The organism is Paenibacillus sp. JNU01 (assembly GCF_059130585.1).
Genome location: NZ_CP169723.1, coordinates 4,450,519 through 4,468,545 on the forward strand (window position 1 = coordinate 4,450,519; position 18,027 = coordinate 4,468,545).

Below are 18,027 nucleotides of genomic sequence, written 5' to 3' on the forward strand. Positions count from 1 at the left end.
ACGGATTCTTCTAATGGATATTTTCTATAAGCAAAAATTCAGTTCAGGCCCCCTTGCACAGATGTGAAGGAAATTGCCACGATTTTTATTGACCGCTGTAAAATTTAGGATTAAAATTGTGCTTATCATATAAATTCAAAATTATGGATTTTCATTGTGGAGGTGGGATACATGGAACCTACAACTACGATACGCTCATATATTGAGGACTACATCAGGAAACAGGGGTACACCCTGCAGTATTTTGCCGATATATCAGGAGTTAACGCCGGAACGCTTAGTGCAATTATTAAGGGGACTCGGCCCATTGCTATGGCGCAACTGGATCTGATTACCCAAGGCATGAAGCTGGAAGAGGGGTACTTCTACGAGATCTATGGGGCTGAATGTTTCGTGGAATCGGCACCCCATTGGAGGAGACTGGAACCATTCCTGCAGCGCTGTGCCGAATTGGACAAGCTGGAATGTATTCAGAGGGTTATCCAGGAAGTGACCGATGATCGCTCGTATATCTCGGAGTTGTTCGAGATGGCGGAAGGCATGCTGGAGCGTGGACAGACGAAGGCTGCGCGAATGTTGTACGAATGTGTGGCGGAGTGTGAGAAATACCAGCATTCCGAGCGCCTGGCCCTCTGCCAGTATCGCATCTTCACGTTATCTCTCGGTCAGGACCAGCATGAGAATCTTCGTGCAGCCGTACATTTTGAACCGTATATTAATCGGCTGGATGAGGAGAGGCAGCTGGATGCGATTAAAGACCTGGCGAATACGTATGCTTCGCTTCGATATCGGGACAAGGTTTTTAATCTGGCTGAAGAATTAGATCAGAAAACAAAAATTTTACAATCGTATACAAAGAAGAAAATAGATAAAAGCGATAGACTCACTGCCTATCCTTTATTCGTATATAGAGCTTATTCCAATTTGCTTAAATCATCGGCATGTGAGAAGCAGGGACGTTATGAAGAAGCTTTGCTCTATACAGAAGTCTATGCCAAGCTTGCTAAAGTCTCTGAACCGGATGAAGAGGATCAAATTTTTATTGATAAATTCGCTGGTTGGGCAGAAGCCAATACTTATTTATATAAATTAATGATGGGTAATCGAAATGTTTTACCTGCATATGTGGAATTTATTGAAAAAAATGAAGAGGAAATTTTACCTGCGATAATTAATATTTTGGAGGCAGCTAATAAGTTTGATCAAAATATTGATGATATTTTGGATAGGTTCAGCGATCGAATTAACTCGGAAATTAACGGTTTAAAAGGGTACACTGAGCAGATGAAAAATGAAATTTATGCAGGATTCTTGTTGGAACGTTCTCTCTATCACTTAAATCGCCATGAATATCCAGAGGGTTTGAAGCAACTTATGCACTGTCTGAGAGAGTCTGTACGATTTAACAATCAAACAGATATCATTCACTGTATTTCCCTGTATGAGAAGTACAAAAACATGGGTACGGCTGAAATCGAGCATCAGTACAAACTTATCATGATGGAGGTTCAGAAATCTTATGAAAAAAAAGAAGATCTTCTATGTAATCTTGCTTAGCATAATGATTATTAATATAAATCAATTAGCTAATTTGGATAGTGATGTTATTACACAAATAATGTCTGTAACGCATGGCGAAGGAAGACTATAACAGCTAAGATTTATTAAATTCTTTCATTAACATGCGTCTTATTTCCGGGATATGGAGATGGGGCGCTTATTTGTTGTCTATTAGATCATTCATAACGAAAAGAGGATTTATCATTGCAGATTGATATTCAGAAGCTTTACGACAAATATATAACATTGGACATTCCTAATCCATTCAGTTTGGAGCAGATTCATGATCGACTAACTCAGAAATTTTACGCTGAGAAGGTAGATTTAGAGGAGTTTTCCGACTTGCGCAACGATCCTCATGCGGGATTTGATCAGGCGATTGCAGCTTATGTATTCAAGGATGAGAGGGGAACCAAGCAATTAATTAGCCTGAACAAGGATGAGGATATCCATGAGCCATTGGAGTTTGCATGGATCATTAACTCCACTGTAAGAGGGTTTTCTCTTCTACTAATTCTTGAAATCGAAGTATTTTATGGAATGCAAGAGAGTGAGATGACTCTTGGCAATCCACGTTTTGAGGAATATCTCATCCTACTTTATTTAACAGGTTACATTGAGTTCGAGAATGACTCTTTCATTCATCTGTTGCGTGCTCGTTATCGAGAGGGCTACAGACTTCGTTATTTTGGCATGCAGAATGGTGATGATAATTATCTATACGAATAAATTTGCTGTCGGATAAGGTTATTAACTTCTTTCTGGAGAAAGGTGCAAAAAGTACTTAGGGTAAAATGCATAATATGTCCATGAATCAGTTTAACGTTAAGGATTCGAAAATTCCCGAATACGATATGTAGACATGCTCTCCACATCTTTGCGCCACATCTTGTAGTGATGAGAGGGTTTCATATCTCTATGCAAAATGCTTGATGTTGAAAGTATCTCTATGGAAATAAGCATTTTACCTTGCAAAGGAATATAATGTTAATTTTTTGGCAATGTATCCTAAAATATTTAAAAAAGAGGGGGTGCATGCTGTGAGTGAACCGAAACAGATCAGAGACCAAATCGAACAGAACAGGCATGAATTGAGTCGTTTGGCGGAGAATCATGGCATGCAAGACAACAAAGTCCTCCGACAGTCCATGGTGCTGGACGAGCTTATTAATGAATATAATCGATTCAAATATAAAAGCCATCTCGGCAACAGACAACCGATTGCATAATGCAGTCGGTTTTTTGGTCTAATTCAACCGAATTGTTTTGCTAGATTAACGCAGCGGATGTGTTCTATAGAAATAGCGTAGTCGACTGTAGCGATACAGTCGGCTTTTTTGCGTTCACCCTGATACCAATGCGCATAACTTGAAATTCCGTACCAATTCCAGGGTTGGCAGGATAGCGAATGATCATTAAAACTGGATATGATGACCCCAGTTATATCCAGATTGATCTGTGAAGGGGGCTCATACAATGATCGGGAGAGGGAGGGATGAACGGAAATGATGGACAAGGTACGCACTTTTTTCGGAAAAAACGTAAACCTGCGCACCAAGTTGCTCCTGTTGTTCCTGGCGCTGACGTTGCTGCCGCTAAGCTTGCAGGGAGTGATGAACTACAAGCATTTCTCACAGACGATGGATCGCAAGACCGAGCAGTTCACCATTGAACTGGTTCGCCAGATTAACGCCAATCTGAATCGGCTGCTGAAAGACTTTGAGCGGTTGTCGCTCTTGCCGCTATACGATCAGATGGTGCTTGGCATTCTGGGCAAATACAACGGTTCAATGGGGTCTGGTACATGGGCGAGGTCTGAGGATTATCTGAAAATGAAGCTCTATACCTCTGGTCAAGCTTATGATCGACCCGAGATTCGGGGAATTCATCTGATCAGCAACAGCGGCATCTTGTTCTCCAATCTCGATTCACTGGCGGTCAAGCCGGTATGGGACAGCAGACAGGATGACTGGTTTGCAGAGCTTGAAGACTCGGAAGGGACGTGGCGCCTGATTCCTCCGCATGACCCCGGCTACTACACGGACGGACAGAAAGAGTCATATATATCGGTGGGCAGAGTGCTTCGAGATCCGGGTACGCTCCAGCGATTGGGGTACATTCTGATTGACATCCGTCTGGAAGCCTTCAGTCAACTGTTATCCAATTTGAATGTTGAGCAAGAGGCAAGCCTGATGATTGTCGACAGCAAACAGCGTCTGCTGTTCGAGCGGGCCTCAACAGGAGGAATGTCTGCGTACGACCAGCTGCTAACGAATGGACAGCTTCTAAGCTATGCAGGAAACCAAAAAGTTGTTCTGGATGGGCAGTCCTATCTCTATGTACAACACCATTCCAGCTATTCTGGGCTCTCGGTGATCAGTCTTACACCTATTGCCGTAATTCAAAAGGAGTCGGGTGAGATGCTCACCTTTACAATAGGGTTCGCTGTATTGTGTATGGCGGCTATATCGATTCTGGCGGTTCTGTTATCCTATCGTATCACCCGGCCACTGATTCGACTGAAGCACCACATGATTCGGGTGGAGCAGGGAGATTTTAGCCAGCGGGTAGCGCACTTTAGCAGTGATGAATTCGGACAGATGAGTCGGGGCTTTAACCGCATGATGGAAGAGATTCATCGACTGTTCAATGAGGTGTTCCTGCTTGGCATTCAAGAGCGGGAGGCAGAGTTGTCGGCGTTGCAGAGTCAGATGAATCCTCACTTTATATACAACACACTGGAGTCCATTAACATGATGGCCATTCGCCAGAAGCATGCTGAGGTGTCGGACATGGTGACGGCGCTTGGCAAGCTGCTGCGCTATACGATTGATAAGGTGGACCGGATGGTGCCGCTTGGGGAAGAACTGACTTTTGTACAGTCCTATGTACGCATTCAGCAGGTACGTTACAACGGTAAGCTGGAGGTTAACTATGACATCGAAGAACAGATAACGGAATGTGGGATTCCGAAGCTGATCCTGCAACCGTTGGTGGAAAATGCAGTCTACCATGGCATTGAAGGGCAGGAAAATGGAGGAGTAATCTGGATATCTGCCTTGAGGTTCGACCATGAGCTGCTGATTAGCGTACGAGACAACGGTAAGGGAATGACTCAGGCTAAGATTGACGAGTTAAACGAATCCATAACAAAACAGCCTTCCAGTCAGGCATTACGTTGCCATGCCGGGGACAGTCTGGGGCTTAACAATATCGCCCAGAGGCTTCGCCTCATCTATGGAGAAGGCGGCAGCCTAAGCATTGATGGAAGTCCCGGGCAGGGCCTGGTGGTCACCATATCCATTCAACTTCTACCGAAAGGGGATTGAAGCGCATGTATAAAGTATTGCTTGTAGAGGATGAGACGGTTATCCGTCAGGGACTGAGGGAGCTGGTCGTACAAGCGTCTTCTCAGTTTCAGGTAACGGGCGAAGCATCAAGCGGCACGGAGGCGCTGGATTTTCTGAGATGTGAAGTGCCGGATGTGTTAATCACGGATATCCGCATGCGTGAAATGGATGGATTAACTTTGGCAAGCAAAGCCAGAGACATGTACCCTGAATTGCTCATGCTCATCATTAGCGGCTATGGCGAGTTTGAGTATGCCCGCAGAGCGATGGAGTTCGGGGTGTTGAACTATCTGTTGAAGCCAATCGATCGCTATGAACTGGCATTATGCATACAGAAGATTCAAATGTTGCTGGACCGCAGATATGGTATTTCAACCCTTTCGATCCCGGAGCCATCTGGGAAAGCAGAACATGCTAGTGGAGATACACGGAAGATTATCCGAGATGTGAAGGAGCACATCAAGCAACATCCCGATGGAGATTTACGGCTTCAGACGATCGCAGATCTCGTTCACTTAAACCCCACTTATTTGAGCCAGTTATTCAAGAACGAAATAGGTATTAATTATTCCGAATACATCACGGAGGCACGTATGGAGCGGGCCAAGTGGTTGCTGATCAACACGGGTCTCAAAATCTATGATGTGGCACGGTTATCCGGGCATCAAAGTCCCAAACATTTCATGCTGGTGTTCAAGCAGCAGGTGGGATGGACTGCGGGAGAATACCGAGACCGATTCAGTATTTCTTGAAATACCATACCATTTCTGTAGTTGACGTGATTTATGAGGGAACGAAGCTTTCGTTATACTTTGGTTGCACCTGTATACCACAACGTCCATAAGGGGGATTTCCATGAAAAAAGCAGGACTGATACTGATGCTTGTACTCATGATGGTGGCTTCAATTGCGTGCACAAGCTCCAATTCTGGCAGTGAACCTGGCAGTGCAGGCGGGGAGAATGGAGAGGTGGAGCTGAAGTTCATGATGTGGGGCAATCAGGCACATATGGATGTATACAACAAGCTGATCGATGGCTTCACCCAGGAAAATCCAGGCATCAAAGTCACGATGGAATCCGTACCTTTCGCAGAATACCAGCAAAAAATCTCAGTGCTTGCCGCCGGAGGCTCACTTCCCGATCTCGCCTGGGTATCGGAGCGAATGGTACCACAATTCAAATCCAACCACATTCTGGCCGATGTATCGGAGTTCAAGGATGATGCACAGTTTAAGCTGGATGATTACATTCCAAGTACGCTTGATCTATTCCGTGACGGCGACCAGCTGCTGGGGCTACCTTTCTCAACACCTCCGGTGGTCATGTTTTATAATAAAACGTTGTTCGACAAGGCCGGTCTGACGGATCCAAACACACTTGCCACCCAAGGACAATGGACATGGGAACAGTTCGAAGAGTCAGCCAAGGCGATTACAAGCAAGGAGGCGACCAACCGAATCTATGGCGCCAACTTTTTTCGCGACTGGAAGACCTGGGCGGTTCTCTCCTCCTATTCCTGGTCCAATGGAAGCGGTCCATTCGACGAAGGCATGACAACGTTCACCTGGAACGATGCCTATGGCGTACAGACCTTTGAATTACTGGAGCGCATGATGTTCACCGATGAATCACATCCGAAGGCGGGGGAGCAAGTTAGCTTCGATGCGGGTAATGTGGGCATGTTCTTCGATAATTACAGCTATGTTTCCAAAGCAAGGGAGATTACGGATTTTGAATGGAGCATCGCGCCTATGCCTTCCGGTTCACAAGGCAGTGTACCGATGCTGGGGCAGGCAGGATATGCCATGTTCAACGACAGCAAACATCCCGAGGAAACGAAGAAGCTGTTGAAATATTTTTCCAGTGAGCAGGGGATTCAGGCGACAGCCACTTATTTTGTGCCTCCTCGTACTTCTGTTCTGAACTCGGACGCATTCATTCTTCAGCCGAATAACCCGAGCAAAGAGCATATTGTGCAGGCCGTCATTGATGAAATGCCAAAAGCACGCTTAATTCCCGGCCATATCCGATGGCAGGATATCGACAATGCGGTATTGCAGGGATTCGACCGGCTGTTTGCCAAGACAGCGACAGCTGAGGATAACCTGAAACAAATGCAGGAAGAGATCCAAAGTATGCTGCAACCCTAAGTAAGTCGATTGAAAATGGAGGTGAGAATAATGGGCAAATTCAAAGAATTACTTGAGCGGAAACCGCTGTCCTTGGTTGTCAGTCTGCCTGAAAATGAACTTGCTTTGGCTCGGGCAGCCATGGAAGAGGGGGCTGATGCACTCAAGGTGCATTATAATGTCGGTCATCGCGCCAGCGGGAATCATTTTGGCCCATTGGATAGGTATGCCGAGGTGTTTGGGGCGATCCGCAGTGAATTTGGTGGTCCGCTTGGGGTCGTACCTTCCGGCAGTATAGATGGAGCACGACGGGAGGATGTGGAGCGCCTTGCTGGACTGGGTTTTGACTTCTATTCCATCTATGCACATCACTTGCCCTCCTTCATGCTGAGTGACTTGGGGCTGGACCCAACGTTTGCGATCAATGAGGAATATGATGCTTCCCTCGTAACATCGGCAGCTCACTTCGGCTTCACTGCTCTGGAGGCATCCATTGTACCTGGAAAAGAATATGGTACACCGCTCAGCTTCGCGGATGTGCTCAAGTATCGCCGTCTGGTCTTGCAAGCCCAGGTTCCGGTATTGGTTCCTTCCCAGCGAAAGCTGGTACCGGAGGATGTTCGGGTGCTACGCGATACCGGGGTCAAAGCGATTATGCTTGGAGCGGTTGTGACAGGCAACACGGAGGAAGAGCTGCGAAGGGCTGTGAACGGGTTCCGCAATATGGTGGACAGCCTGAACCGTCCAGACTATATAAGTTGAACTAAAGGATATTTACACTTGTACTCCGATGCCAGAACAACCTTCCGATCGCTGTTATCCCCAGATTTTTTTGGAATCCCTTATATAGAGGGAGAAATCCGGGGATAAGCATATGCTTCCGATGCAGCTTTCTTCCAGAAAGCTTTTAGGCGACCACTTCGCTTCTTAAGGTTTTTTCTGTCCTCTACGTTCTTGTGTAAATATATAGTTCACCTTATATAGAATCGCCACAGAGTTCAGCTTCAGGGGATAAGTTTGATAACAAAAGGAGGGCCTGATTGTGACCCATCCACACAAGCGCAAAAGAAGAGGACCGCTCGCCAGAGAAGCGCAGATCGCGGGGTGGCTGTTTGTATCGCCGATGGTGCTTGGGTTTACGCTGCTGCTGTTGTTTCCCATGGGTCTCGCGTTATACATGAGCCTGACTGATTGGCCGCTGCTGGGGGATCATCATTTTGTTGGACTGGAGAATTACCGGAATATTATGACAGACACCATGTTCTGGAAAGTGCTCGCCAATACGGTTTATTTCACAGTCGGACTGGTACCGCTTAATATTGTGCTCGCCCTGCTGCTCGCGTTGCTGCTATCCAGGAATCTGCGGGGGATCGGAATTTTTCGAACAGCAATCTTTGTTCCAGTCATGACTTCGCTGATCGTATGGGCCATCGTATGGAAGCTGATGTATGCAACAGAATCAGGATTGATTAATCAGCTTCTATTGATGACGGGCATCAAGGGTCCGGCGTGGCTATACAATGAAGATTTGGCAATGCCGGCAGTGATTGTGACCAGTGTGCTGAAAAATGTAGGTCTGAATATGGTGCTGTTCATTGCAGCTATTCAGCAGGTACCGCGTTCACTGTACGAAGCAGCAACATTGGACGGTGCGGGCAGAAGGGGAACTTTCTTTCACGTTACACTGCCTATGATCACACCAACGGTGTTTCTGACTGTGGTCATGACCGTGATTGGTTCACTCAAAGTATTCGGACAGATCTATGTGATGACACAGGGCGGGCCGAGTAACAGCACAAAGGTATTGGTTTATTATATCTGGGAAAAAGCATTCAAACTATTTCAGTTCGGCTATGCTTCTGCTCTCGCATATGTACTGTTCTTCATCGTACTGATCCTGACACTGCTGCAATGGCAGCTCCGAAAGAGGTGGGTTTTCAATGAAGGCGATGCCTAATTCTTCGGGGAGGAAGATAGGAAGTACCCTTGGGACGTATTTGTTGCTGACACTGATTTCACTAATCATGATTGTGCCATTTATCTGGATGATATCGACATCAATCAAGGAGCCTCAGAGCATATTCACCTATCCGCCACAGTGGATACCGGAATCCTTCCGATTTCAGAACTACATCGATGTGTTCCGATTGATTCCGTTTCACCGTTTCTATTGGAACAGTATCTATATTTCTGCGTTGGTTGTGCTGGGAACCGTTTTTTTTGCTTCTCTCGCCGGTTATGCATTCGCCAAAATTCCGTTTAAAGGACGTAATGTGGTATTTCTCATCCTGCTGAGTGCCATGATGATTCCTCATGAGGTGACGGCGATTCCGATGTTCCTGTTCATGCGGCAGCTGGGGTGGATTGATACCCATCTTCCGCTGATACTACTGCCAATCTTTGGCGCGGGCGGTGTGTTTGGCATCTTTGTGATGAGGCAGTTCTTCATTACGGTGCCAACGGAACTGGAGGAAGCGGCGATGATCGACGGCTGCAACCGATTCCGAATATATGCGCGAATTATGCTGCCTATTGCCAAGCCAGGTATGGCTACGCTGACGATCTTCACGTTTGTGACGATCTGGAATGAGTTCTTCGATCCGTTGATTTTCATTAACTCGCGTGATCTAATGACGCTGCCGCTTGGATTATCTTTGTTTACAGATGAGGTCGGCACAGCCTGGCAATATCTGATGAGCGCCACAGTCATGGCGACCTTGCCACTTTTAATTGTTTTTTTCCTGGCACAACGGCGCTTCATTGAGGGGGTTGCCATGACGGGACTGAAAGAGTAAGTCATGAAATACGTGCAAAGGCGAGAAATACGTGCAATAGAACGGAAGGAGGGACAACATTTGAGTGAACGGATGAGCATGGAAAAGGAAGAAGCAGATGTCGTTATTGTGGGCGGAGGTCCAGCGGGTATAGCGGCAGCCATTGCGGCTGGAAGGCAGGGTGTCCGCACAGTGCTGGTGGAGCGATATGGATTCGTTGGTGGGATGTCCACTGCCGCTATGGTCTATCCCTGGATGACTTTCCATACGGAACGTGGGGAGCAGGTCATTCAAGGTATTGCGCAGGAGATTGTGGATCGTTTGCAGGCGTGTGGCGGCTCCCCCGGGCATTTGCGCGATACGGTTGGATTTGTGCATACCGTTACGCCGTACCATCCTGCGATCTTTCAGGTGGTTGCGGCAGAGATGTTGCAGGAGGCTAGTGTCCGGCTGTTATTGCACAGCTTCGTGGATGAAGTGGTTGTTGGGGATGATCGGGTGGAAGCGGTGCGAGTGACCAACAAGTCTGGACGAAAGGAGTTCCGAGCGAACGTATTCGTGGATGCAAGCGGTGATGCGGATCTGGCTTATCTTGCAGGGGCTTCGGTGGCGAAGGGGAGAGATGGCGATAACCAGTCTCAGCCGATGACCATGAAATTCCGCATGCGTGGTGTGGATCTTGGACGCGTGAAGCAATACATGCAGGAGCACCCGGAAGATTTCTATGCCAAGACCCCCTTCTCGGAGCTGGATAGCATTCCGTTAACCGGGGTGAGCGGCTTCTATTCCCAGTGGAAAAAAGCGGGGGTACCGATTAATCGCGATCAGGTGTTGTTTTTTACCGGACCGGCTGACGATGAAGTGCTGATAAATTGTACCCGGGTGCAGGGACTCGATGCGACGGATGCCGAGGATCTGACCTCTGCTGAACAGGAAGGGCGGAAGCAGGTGCTGATGATTGCTGAGTTTTTGCAGCGTGATGTGCCTGGATTCGAACGGGCTTCCATCTCAGCGGTAGCACCTCAGATTGGTATTCGTGAATCCAGACGGATTATCGGTCATTATGCGTTGACCCAAGCGGATGTGGTCGCAGGACGGAAGTTCGAGGATGTGATTGCCAGAAGCGGTTATCCTATCGATATTCATGACCCTTCGGGTCAAGGTGTTGTAGCTGCCTTTATCAAAGGGGACGGGGCGTACGATATTCCGTATCGTTGTCTGGTCTCTCGCAATATCCGCAATCTGCTGGCGGCAGGACGCTGCATCTCCACCACACATGAGGCGCATGCAACGACAAGGTTGACGCCAAGCTGTATGGCTACCGGGGAGGCCGCCGGGACAGCAGCTGCACTAACCGTGAAGATGAAGCTTGATCCGGTGGGACTGCCAATTGAGCTGCTACAGGCGGAATTACGTCACAACGGAGCGGCGATCTAGCGGATAAGCTGATTGTGGGCGGATTGGACGCAGTATTATTCTTGGGAGCGGCATGAATCATTAATAGTGGGCGTAACGTGGATGTTTATTTATTTAATTCACGGTGGTGTAAGTTTTAACGAACCTGAGACGTCTAATATGGGGCTATAAGCTGAGATGAAAAATGTAACGAATCTCAGTGAAGTTATTTTACTCAAAAACCTGAAATACGGCGTAAAGGCGGGGGAATCGGAAGAATAGAGCGTCTACGATTCGTTAGGTTAGAAACTGTCCCCAAAATGGCTAAATAAGCTTCCCCCGGTTCGTTAGAACATCGGTGGGAAGCTCATTTCATTTATTCAGTCATTTAATTCATGCGTGCCTCAAGTCGCCTTGCGACAATGGACAGCGTATAGTTGATGACAAAATACAATACCGCAGCGAGCAGGAGGGCGGGGATAATATAATCGAAACTTTGGCCGCCGAGGATCTGCACGTTGTGCATCAGTTCCGGCAAAGAGATGATGATTGCCAGTGAAGTATCCTTCAGGAGTGAGATGAACTGGCTGACCATCGGCGGAGACATGCGGCGTAGCGCCTGTGGCATGATGATGCCACCGAGGGTCTGCATGTAGCTCAGGCCGGAAGAACGGGCAGCTTCCACCTGACCGCGCTCAACAGACTTCAGACCGCTACGTACGATCTCGGCGATCATCGCGCCTTCAAATAGACTCAGTCCAACGACCGTGGACCAAAAGACGGACATTTTGATCCCGAGCTGCGGAAGTACGATGTGGATGAAGAAAATGATGAGCAGTAGTGGCAGATTCCGAATCGTATCCACGATGACCGCTACGATCTGTGACAGAATGGGGATGCGAGTAAACCGGACGGTACCCAGCACGGTGCCAAGTATGAAGCTGAATACAATGGATAGCCCTGCGACCTGTAGGGTAATCAAGAATCCTTGAAGCAGGAAACGAAGGTTGGGCCATGCATAGGCCCCGCTAAAGTCCATATTTTATTAGCCTCCTTCTGTATGCAGGAATAGAATATTGAAGATCAATAGATGGGGCATGGACTAGCCAAAATAACGGACCAAAATTATCGAAAGGTCTGAAATAGACAATATATCTCCCTAAAAATCTGCGCATGTATATGTCAATGTGTTACATGGTAACCTGACCGGCTGGTTTGTTCTTCTTCGGTTTGCCCTTGGTACTGCGCGCCTCTGCATCGCTCTGTCCGAACCTGCGCTCCATATAATGCACCAGAAAGCTGAGTGGTAGTGTCAGCACCAGATAGAACAGCGCAACAACGGTGTATACACTTAGCGGTTGGAACGTATCCGAGTTAACCAGGTCGGCAAAATACATGAGATCCATACCGGCGACGACGGCCAGAATGGATGAGTTCTTGACCAGATTAATAAATTGGTTGCCGATGGACGGCAAAACAATCTTGATCGCTTGAGGCAGAATGATCAGATTCATGGCCTGTACATAGGACAAGCCGGAGGATCTTGCGGCTTCCAGTTGTCCACGCGGCACCGTCTGAATGCCCGCTCGGATCGCTTCGGCAATGAAAGCGGCGGTATAGATGGTCAGACCCAGAGTACCAGAGACAAATCCGTCGAGCGAAATGCCTAGTGCCGGCAGTCCGAGATAGAAGAAGAACACAACCAACAGCAGGGGAATGTTTCGGATAAACTCCACAAAAGCCGTGCCAATCCAGTTCAGCGGTTTCACAGGGGATATCCGAAAGATCGCCAGAATCGCGCCCAGGATAAAGCTGCCAACGAGAGCTATAATACTCACTTGAATGGTATTCAGGAATCCTTCCAGAAAACGATCCGAGTGTCGCATCAGTACGCTGAAATCTAATGTGCCCATATAGGCAAAGCCTCCGTTCTCCAGATGTAGAAACGGCGATTACGTCTGCTTATGCATCGCATCCAGCAGACGAATTCGCCGCGTGCTCATCATTAATCGGGGTTACTCGGGCTTGGAGCCCAGCCATTTCTCATGTAATGTGTCATATTCCCCGCTGTCTTTCATGCTTTTGAGCAGCTTGTTGACTTCTTCCACGAAGGCGGTGTCGCCTTTGCGAATGGCCATACCATAAGGTTCACTTGTGAAATTGCCACCAACCAATTGGAAGCTGTTATCTGTCTGTTGCATGCCGATAAGGATGATATTATCTGTGGTCAGCGCTTCGCCTTTACCTGCTTTGAGAGCAGTGAATGCATCCTGATAGTTATCGAATTCGAGCACTTCAGCATCAGGGGCTTTCTCGCGAATATTCTGAGCCGATGTGGAGCCTTTCACGGCGAGTACTTTCACCCCGCTGAGGCTTTCCAAGCCAGTAATTGGACTATCATTTTTCACCAGCAGGGATTGGCCTGCCTCGAAATAAACATCACTGAAATCCACCTGTTCCTTACGCTCATCCGTAATCGTCATCGTGGCGATGATGATGTCAATGTCTCCATTCTGCAACATGGGAATACGTGTCTTGGAAGTGACCTCTTTCAGTTCGACCTTTGTCTCATCTCCAAGGATCTGTTTGGCGAGTGCCTTGGCGATATCAATATCGAATCCCTCAACGTTGCCGCTTGCGGGATCTTTCAGTCCGAATAGCTTCGTATCATATTTCACGCCGGCAATAAGTTTGCCGCGCTCTTTAATCTGCTCAATGGTTCCTTTAGCTACGGCATCTCCGCCAGAACCGCTACTACCGCCGCTACTGCTATTCTCCTCACCTGTACTACAACCGGACAATACCAGCGAGAGAATAAGGACAAGTATAAATGACGGCCACTTCAACAATTTTTTCATGAATAAGACCCCTCTCAAAATGGAATATTGGATTATTCTCAATGATGAATCAGACGGCTCAGGAATTGCTGTGCTCGTTCTTCTCTGGGGTTGTCAAAAAATTCAGCGGCGGTGGCCTCTTCTACAATTCGGCCTTCGTCCATGAAGATGACCCGGTCCGCAACTTCGCGGGCGAATCCCATCTCATGGGTAACAACGACCATGGTCATGCCATTATGGGCAAGGGAACGCATCACATCGAGGACTTCCCCGATCATTTCGGGATCGAGTGCAGAGGTCGGTTCGTCAAAAAGCATGATTTTGGGCTCCATGGCGAGTCCTCTGGCGATGGCTACCCGTTGTTGCTGTCCACCGGACAACTGGGAGGGATAACTGTCTGCTTTGTCGGCAATGCCCACCCGGGTAAGATACTTCATTGCCGTTGAGGCAGCTTGTTCTTTGGGTTGTTTGCGCACCTTCATGGGTGCAAGGGTAATGTTATCAATGACTTTTTTGTGAGGATAAAGATTGAAGTGTTGAAATACCATACCAATGTCACGGCGGAAGAGGTTAATATCCACCTTTTTCTGATGTAGAGGGACCCCACTGACAACAAGTTCGCCTTCGGTAATGGTCTCCAGGCGGTTAATACAGCGGAGTAACGTGCTTTTGCCGGAGCCGGAAGGTCCGATGATGACGACAACCTCTCCTTCTTCGATGTGAAGATGGATATCCTTGAGGACATGAAAATGACCGAAATGCTTTTGGACACCCCTAAATTCAATCAAGAGTAGACCCCATCCTTTCTGCAACGAATGTTTGTAAAAGGAATAATAAGGAATTAATTGAAACTAGTTATTTAATCATACATACTCATCCTGCTAATGGCAATTGGTTTGTGATAAAACATGACATAAGTAATAGACTTTCTAGGGCTATGGGCAGTAATTGTGTTATATACCTGTTATGTTATCAAATCTCTTGTGACGAATCCTGACAGAAAATTGAATCTATTCTCCTAGTTGTTTACCAACCATTGGAATAGATGTATAGAGTATACTAGAAATGATGTTTCATTTATGACTCTGATCATAAAAACAAATTCCATCAAGTTCTAACTGTACATGGCAAAAAAGCTCAACCTAGTGCATCAGGCCATTGATATGATGGAGCGAGAAAGTATCTGTCTGAAAGTAAACTAAAGAAAGTAGAAACGAAAAGTTGATCTCATAACGCTTCCATTTCCATTACAGGTAGAGAGGATGATTCTGCATAATGAATACATATCACTCCCCAATGTCGACGGGTACAGGTGCCCAGTCTGATGTCCAAGCTTATGAAGCCAATTTGCCTGTCATTCCGGCTCAGGATTTTCGAATTACAGACTATGGAGCTGTTGGAGATGGGGTAACAGATAATACGGAGATGTTCCGCCTTGCAATCGCGTCATGTGCTGAAGCGGGAGGAGGCAGAATCATTATCCCTGCCGGGGTATGGCTCACAGGTCCGATTGTAATGCGCAGCCGGATCGAACTACATGTGGAAGCAGGGGCGCTGGTTACGTTTAGCCGAGATTTCGATCAATATCCATTGATCGCATCAAGCTTCGAAGGCTGGCAGGTGGTACGCTGTCAATCCCCGATCGATGGTGATCAACTGGAGGATATTGCGATTACCGGTGAGGGGATATGGGATGGTGGCGGTGAAGCGTGGCGTCCGGTAAAACGCTCCAAAATGACGACTTCACAATGGAACCAATTGGTCGCTTCGGGTGGTGTTGTAGAGCAATCGGGTGGGGAGGAAGAAATCTGGTGGCCTTCCGCATCTGCACTTGAAGGTGGTATCATTGCAAATCGTTTGCATAAGGAGCAGGTACGTGATGTTGCGGCCTATGAACAAGCCAGAGACTTTTTGCGTCCTAATATGGTCAGCTTGCGCAGATGTACAAGGGTACTGCTGGACGGTCCAACGTTCCAGAACTCGCCTGCATGGAATCTGCACCCCTGGGCATCTGAGCATGTCACCATTCGTAACGTGAGTGTGCGTAATCCGTGGTTTTCACAGAATGGGGATGGGCTGGACATTGAATCCTGCCGTCATGTGGTGGTGGAGAAGAGTGTATTCGATGTGGGTGATGATGCGATCTGTCTGAAATCAGGCAAGGATGCCGAAGGCCGTGAACTGGGTCTTCCATCGGAGTACATCACCATTCGGGATTGTACGGTGTATCATGGTCATGGCGGTTTCGTCATTGGTAGTGAAATGTCTGGTGGTGTGCGGCATGTGAGAGTGTCGGATTGTACGTTTATCGGCACGGATATTGGACTTCGCTTCAAAAGCGCACGGGGACGCGGTGGGGTAGTTGAGGATATTCAGATCGAGCGTATATATATGAAAGATATTATTATGGAAGCCATCTCGTTTTCCTTTTTCTATGCGAATCAGGAAGGGTCTGCCCGGGGCAGTGACTTGTCTCAGGAGATTAGCGAGGAGACGCCGGTGTTCCGGGATATTCGAATATCGGATGTGGTCTGTGCCGGTGCGGACACTGCGTTGCTCATAAGTGGGTTGCCGGAATTGCCTTTGGATGGCGTAGTCATTGAACGATACCATGTAGAAGCCCGGACAGGTATTCAATGTGCCCAAGCGAAGCATCTGCGGATTACAGAACTGAACGCCCGGATTACCGAAGGTCCGTTAATTCATTTGCACCAGTGCAAAGGGGCGGAGTTAGAGCGCATTCAGGGCAAGGGGGCGGATGGCCGACTTCTGATGGTGACAGGACATGAATCCGCAGGCATTGTGTGCCGAGAAAGTGATGCGGACACAGACGGTCGCCAGATCTCTGTGGGTCCTGAAGTACGAAGTGGTGTGATCATCCGCAGGTAAAAAATGTATGTAAAAGGGTCTATACAAGTGGCTCCAATTCAGCCGCAGTGGCGTAGCCATGGGTCCAATGATCGTGATGCCTTTCGGGTATAAGTATTACGTGATCTCTGGAGCAAGGCTACCCACTCGGTTTTATATGATGTGATCTGAAGATCTACCGGTGTTCCTTGCGATAGCGTAGCGGTGTTGTACCGGTGACTTGTTTGAATGTTTTGTTAAAATGAGCCGTATGCTCAAACCCTACCTTCTCTGCAATCATCTGGACACGCTCTTGTGTCGACAGCAATCTTCGTTGTGCCTCTCGGACACGAACAACACGCAGATATTCGCTAAACCGAAACCCGGTAAAACGGCTGAACATTCGGCTCAGATAGGATGGACTGATATAAAAACGATTGGCTGCACCCTCCAGCGTAAGTGGTTGGGTGTAGTTGCTGTTCACATATGTAACGATTTCACTGATTTTGTCCTGCATCGGATGCAAAGGACCGGGGCATGACTGCCGAATATCCTCCTCCACCCGATGAATACGGATCAAAAGTTGGGCAAGCAGACTTCTGACCGCAATCTCATAGTGAGGGCGTCGCTCTTTGCATTCTTGCAGCATCTGCCACAATATACGCTCCATCTCGGGCTGTTCCGCTTCAGGCAGGCGAAGAAGTCTTGAACAATTAAAAGGCAGCAGACCACATATGCCAAGCTCCATCCCCGTTGCAAAAGCAGGCGAAAAACCGATTAAAATCCGTTCGAAGCCAGGAATACTTCCTTTGGAGGTGCTATGTACATCGTTTGGGTTAATCAGAATAAAATCACCCTTGCGGGCAGACAGAATCTGACCATTCATGGAATAAACGCGTTCACCTTCAAGCAGGTAATACAGTTCGTAGAATGGATGAGCGTGAGGCTGAGGCATACCGTTCCCATCATGTCTGCGCATATGTTCAATGGTAAATGAATGTTCACCGATTCGATATTTGGGTCCAATCCGATCTTCTATGAGACTCATGGTACAGCTCCCCTCTGCTTCACGGATTAACAACGATATCCATATCATAACGGAAAATCCATCTTTTTGTAAACGCTATCATTGGA

The 18,027-nt window shown here is 47.6% G+C and carries 16 protein-coding genes; 11 read left to right on the forward strand and 5 right to left on the reverse strand.

Annotated elements, in window-relative coordinates:
* Window positions 1-171 precede the first annotated feature (171 nt).
* The 10 genes from NLBNIHML_RS19460 (at window position 172) to NLBNIHML_RS19505 (ending at window position 11,251) form a co-directional block, all read left to right on the forward strand.
* Window positions 172-1,557 carry a transcriptional regulator gene (locus NLBNIHML_RS19460; protein WP_494352550.1) on the forward strand — a complete coding sequence of 462 codons (1,386 nt, stop codon included), beginning with the start codon at window positions 172-174 and terminating at the stop codon, window positions 1,555-1,557.
* Window positions 1,558-1,764: 207 nt separating this feature from the next.
* Window positions 1,765-2,289 carry a pyruvate kinase gene (locus tag NLBNIHML_RS19465; RefSeq protein WP_494352551.1) on the forward strand — a complete coding sequence of 175 codons (525 nt, stop codon included), beginning with the start codon at window positions 1,765-1,767 and terminating at the stop codon, window positions 2,287-2,289.
* A 311-nt stretch (window positions 2,290-2,600) separates the two neighbouring features.
* On the forward strand, window positions 2,601-2,789 hold the full coding sequence (locus tag NLBNIHML_RS19470) for a Spo0E family sporulation regulatory protein-aspartic acid phosphatase (RefSeq protein ID WP_339239207.1): 189 nt from the start codon (window positions 2,601-2,603) through the stop codon (window positions 2,787-2,789).
* 276 nt (window positions 2,790-3,065) lie between these two features.
* Entirely contained in the window at window positions 3,066-4,889 is a 1,824-nt protein-coding gene (locus NLBNIHML_RS19475) for a sensor histidine kinase (RefSeq protein ID WP_494352552.1), read from the forward strand.
* Window positions 4,890-4,894: 5 nt separating this feature from the next.
* On the forward strand, window positions 4,895-5,662 hold the full coding sequence (locus NLBNIHML_RS19480) for a response regulator transcription factor (protein WP_494352553.1): 768 nt from the start codon (window positions 4,895-4,897) through the stop codon (window positions 5,660-5,662).
* A gap of 103 nt (window positions 5,663-5,765) precedes the next feature.
* Window positions 5,766-7,061, forward strand: coding sequence for an ABC transporter substrate-binding protein (locus NLBNIHML_RS19485; protein ID WP_494352554.1), 1,296 nt, complete (start codon window positions 5,766-5,768; stop codon window positions 7,059-7,061).
* A 30-nt stretch (window positions 7,062-7,091) separates the two neighbouring features.
* Window positions 7,092-7,802, forward strand: a complete 711-nt coding sequence (locus NLBNIHML_RS19490; RefSeq protein WP_494352555.1) for a hypothetical protein — start codon at window positions 7,092-7,094, stop codon at window positions 7,800-7,802.
* Between the two features lie 280 nt (window positions 7,803-8,082).
* Window positions 8,083-8,997 carry a carbohydrate ABC transporter permease gene (locus NLBNIHML_RS19495; protein ID WP_253429358.1) on the forward strand — a complete coding sequence of 305 codons (915 nt, stop codon included), beginning with the start codon at window positions 8,083-8,085 and terminating at the stop codon, window positions 8,995-8,997.
* Window positions 8,981-9,835, forward strand: coding sequence for a carbohydrate ABC transporter permease (locus tag NLBNIHML_RS19500; protein WP_494352556.1), 855 nt, complete (start codon window positions 8,981-8,983; stop codon window positions 9,833-9,835). Before NLBNIHML_RS19495 ends, NLBNIHML_RS19500 begins: the two co-directional genes overlap by 17 nt.
* A 78-nt stretch (window positions 9,836-9,913) precedes the next feature.
* Entirely contained in the window at window positions 9,914-11,251 is a 1,338-nt protein-coding gene (locus tag NLBNIHML_RS19505; protein ID WP_494354728.1) for an FAD-dependent oxidoreductase, read from the forward strand.
* A gap of 346 nt (window positions 11,252-11,597) precedes the next feature.
* Here NLBNIHML_RS19505 and NLBNIHML_RS19510 read toward each other — a convergent pair whose 3' ends face one another.
* From NLBNIHML_RS19510 to NLBNIHML_RS19525, 4 genes are all read right to left on the reverse strand, one after another.
* Window positions 11,598-12,248, reverse strand: a complete 651-nt coding sequence (locus NLBNIHML_RS19510) for an amino acid ABC transporter permease (protein ID WP_339239216.1) — start codon at window positions 12,246-12,248, stop codon at window positions 11,598-11,600.
* Window positions 12,249-12,399: 151 nt separating this feature from the next.
* Entirely contained in the window at window positions 12,400-13,122 is a 723-nt protein-coding gene (locus tag NLBNIHML_RS19515) for an amino acid ABC transporter permease (protein WP_339239217.1), read from the reverse strand.
* 102 nt (window positions 13,123-13,224) lie between these two features.
* Window positions 13,225-14,067, reverse strand: a complete 843-nt coding sequence (locus NLBNIHML_RS19520; RefSeq protein ID WP_494352557.1) for a transporter substrate-binding domain-containing protein — start codon at window positions 14,065-14,067, stop codon at window positions 13,225-13,227.
* A gap of 38 nt (window positions 14,068-14,105) precedes the next feature.
* Window positions 14,106-14,858, reverse strand: coding sequence for an amino acid ABC transporter ATP-binding protein (locus NLBNIHML_RS19525; protein WP_301289677.1), 753 nt, complete (start codon window positions 14,856-14,858; stop codon window positions 14,106-14,108).
* 463 nt (window positions 14,859-15,321) lie between these two features.
* Here NLBNIHML_RS19525 and NLBNIHML_RS19530 point away from each other — a divergent pair, with 463 nt between their 5' ends.
* A complete protein-coding gene (locus NLBNIHML_RS19530; protein WP_494352558.1) occupies window positions 15,322-16,935 on the forward strand; it encodes a glycoside hydrolase family 28 protein in 1,614 nt (537 codons plus the stop codon).
* Window positions 16,936-17,089: 154 nt separating this feature from the next.
* Here NLBNIHML_RS19530 and NLBNIHML_RS19535 read toward each other — a convergent pair whose 3' ends face one another.
* On the reverse strand, window positions 17,090-17,941 hold the full coding sequence (locus NLBNIHML_RS19535; RefSeq protein WP_105601564.1) for an AraC family transcriptional regulator: 852 nt from the start codon (window positions 17,939-17,941) through the stop codon (window positions 17,090-17,092).
* Window positions 17,942-18,027: the final 86 nt, after the last annotated feature.

Coding starts and splice junctions, on each gene's coding strand:
- NLBNIHML_RS19460 (WP_494352550.1), top strand. CDS start 172: ATGGAACCTACAACTACGATACGCTCATATATTGAGGACTACATCAGG.
- NLBNIHML_RS19500 (WP_494352556.1), top strand. CDS start 8,981: ATGAAGGCGATGCCTAATTCTTCGGGGAGGAAGATAGGAAGTACCCTT.
- NLBNIHML_RS19515 (WP_339239217.1), bottom strand. CDS start 13,122: ATGGGCACATTAGATTTCAGCGTACTGATGCGACACTCGGATCGTTTT.
- NLBNIHML_RS19530 (WP_494352558.1), top strand. CDS start 15,322: ATGAATACATATCACTCCCCAATGTCGACGGGTACAGGTGCCCAGTCT.
- NLBNIHML_RS19475 (WP_494352552.1), top strand. CDS start 3,066: ATGATGGACAAGGTACGCACTTTTTTCGGAAAAAACGTAAACCTGCGC.
- NLBNIHML_RS19505 (WP_494354728.1), top strand. CDS start 9,914: ATGGAAAAGGAAGAAGCAGATGTCGTTATTGTGGGCGGAGGTCCAGCG.
- NLBNIHML_RS19520 (WP_494352557.1), bottom strand. CDS start 14,067: ATGAAAAAATTGTTGAAGTGGCCGTCATTTATACTTGTCCTTATTCTC.
- NLBNIHML_RS19510 (WP_339239216.1), bottom strand. CDS start 12,248: ATGGACTTTAGCGGGGCCTATGCATGGCCCAACCTTCGTTTCCTGCTT.
- NLBNIHML_RS19485 (WP_494352554.1), top strand. CDS start 5,766: ATGAAAAAAGCAGGACTGATACTGATGCTTGTACTCATGATGGTGGCT.
- NLBNIHML_RS19535 (WP_105601564.1), bottom strand. CDS start 17,941: ATGAGTCTCATAGAAGATCGGATTGGACCCAAATATCGAATCGGTGAA.
- NLBNIHML_RS19490 (WP_494352555.1), top strand. CDS start 7,092: ATGGGCAAATTCAAAGAATTACTTGAGCGGAAACCGCTGTCCTTGGTT.
- NLBNIHML_RS19480 (WP_494352553.1), top strand. CDS start 4,895: ATGTATAAAGTATTGCTTGTAGAGGATGAGACGGTTATCCGTCAGGGA.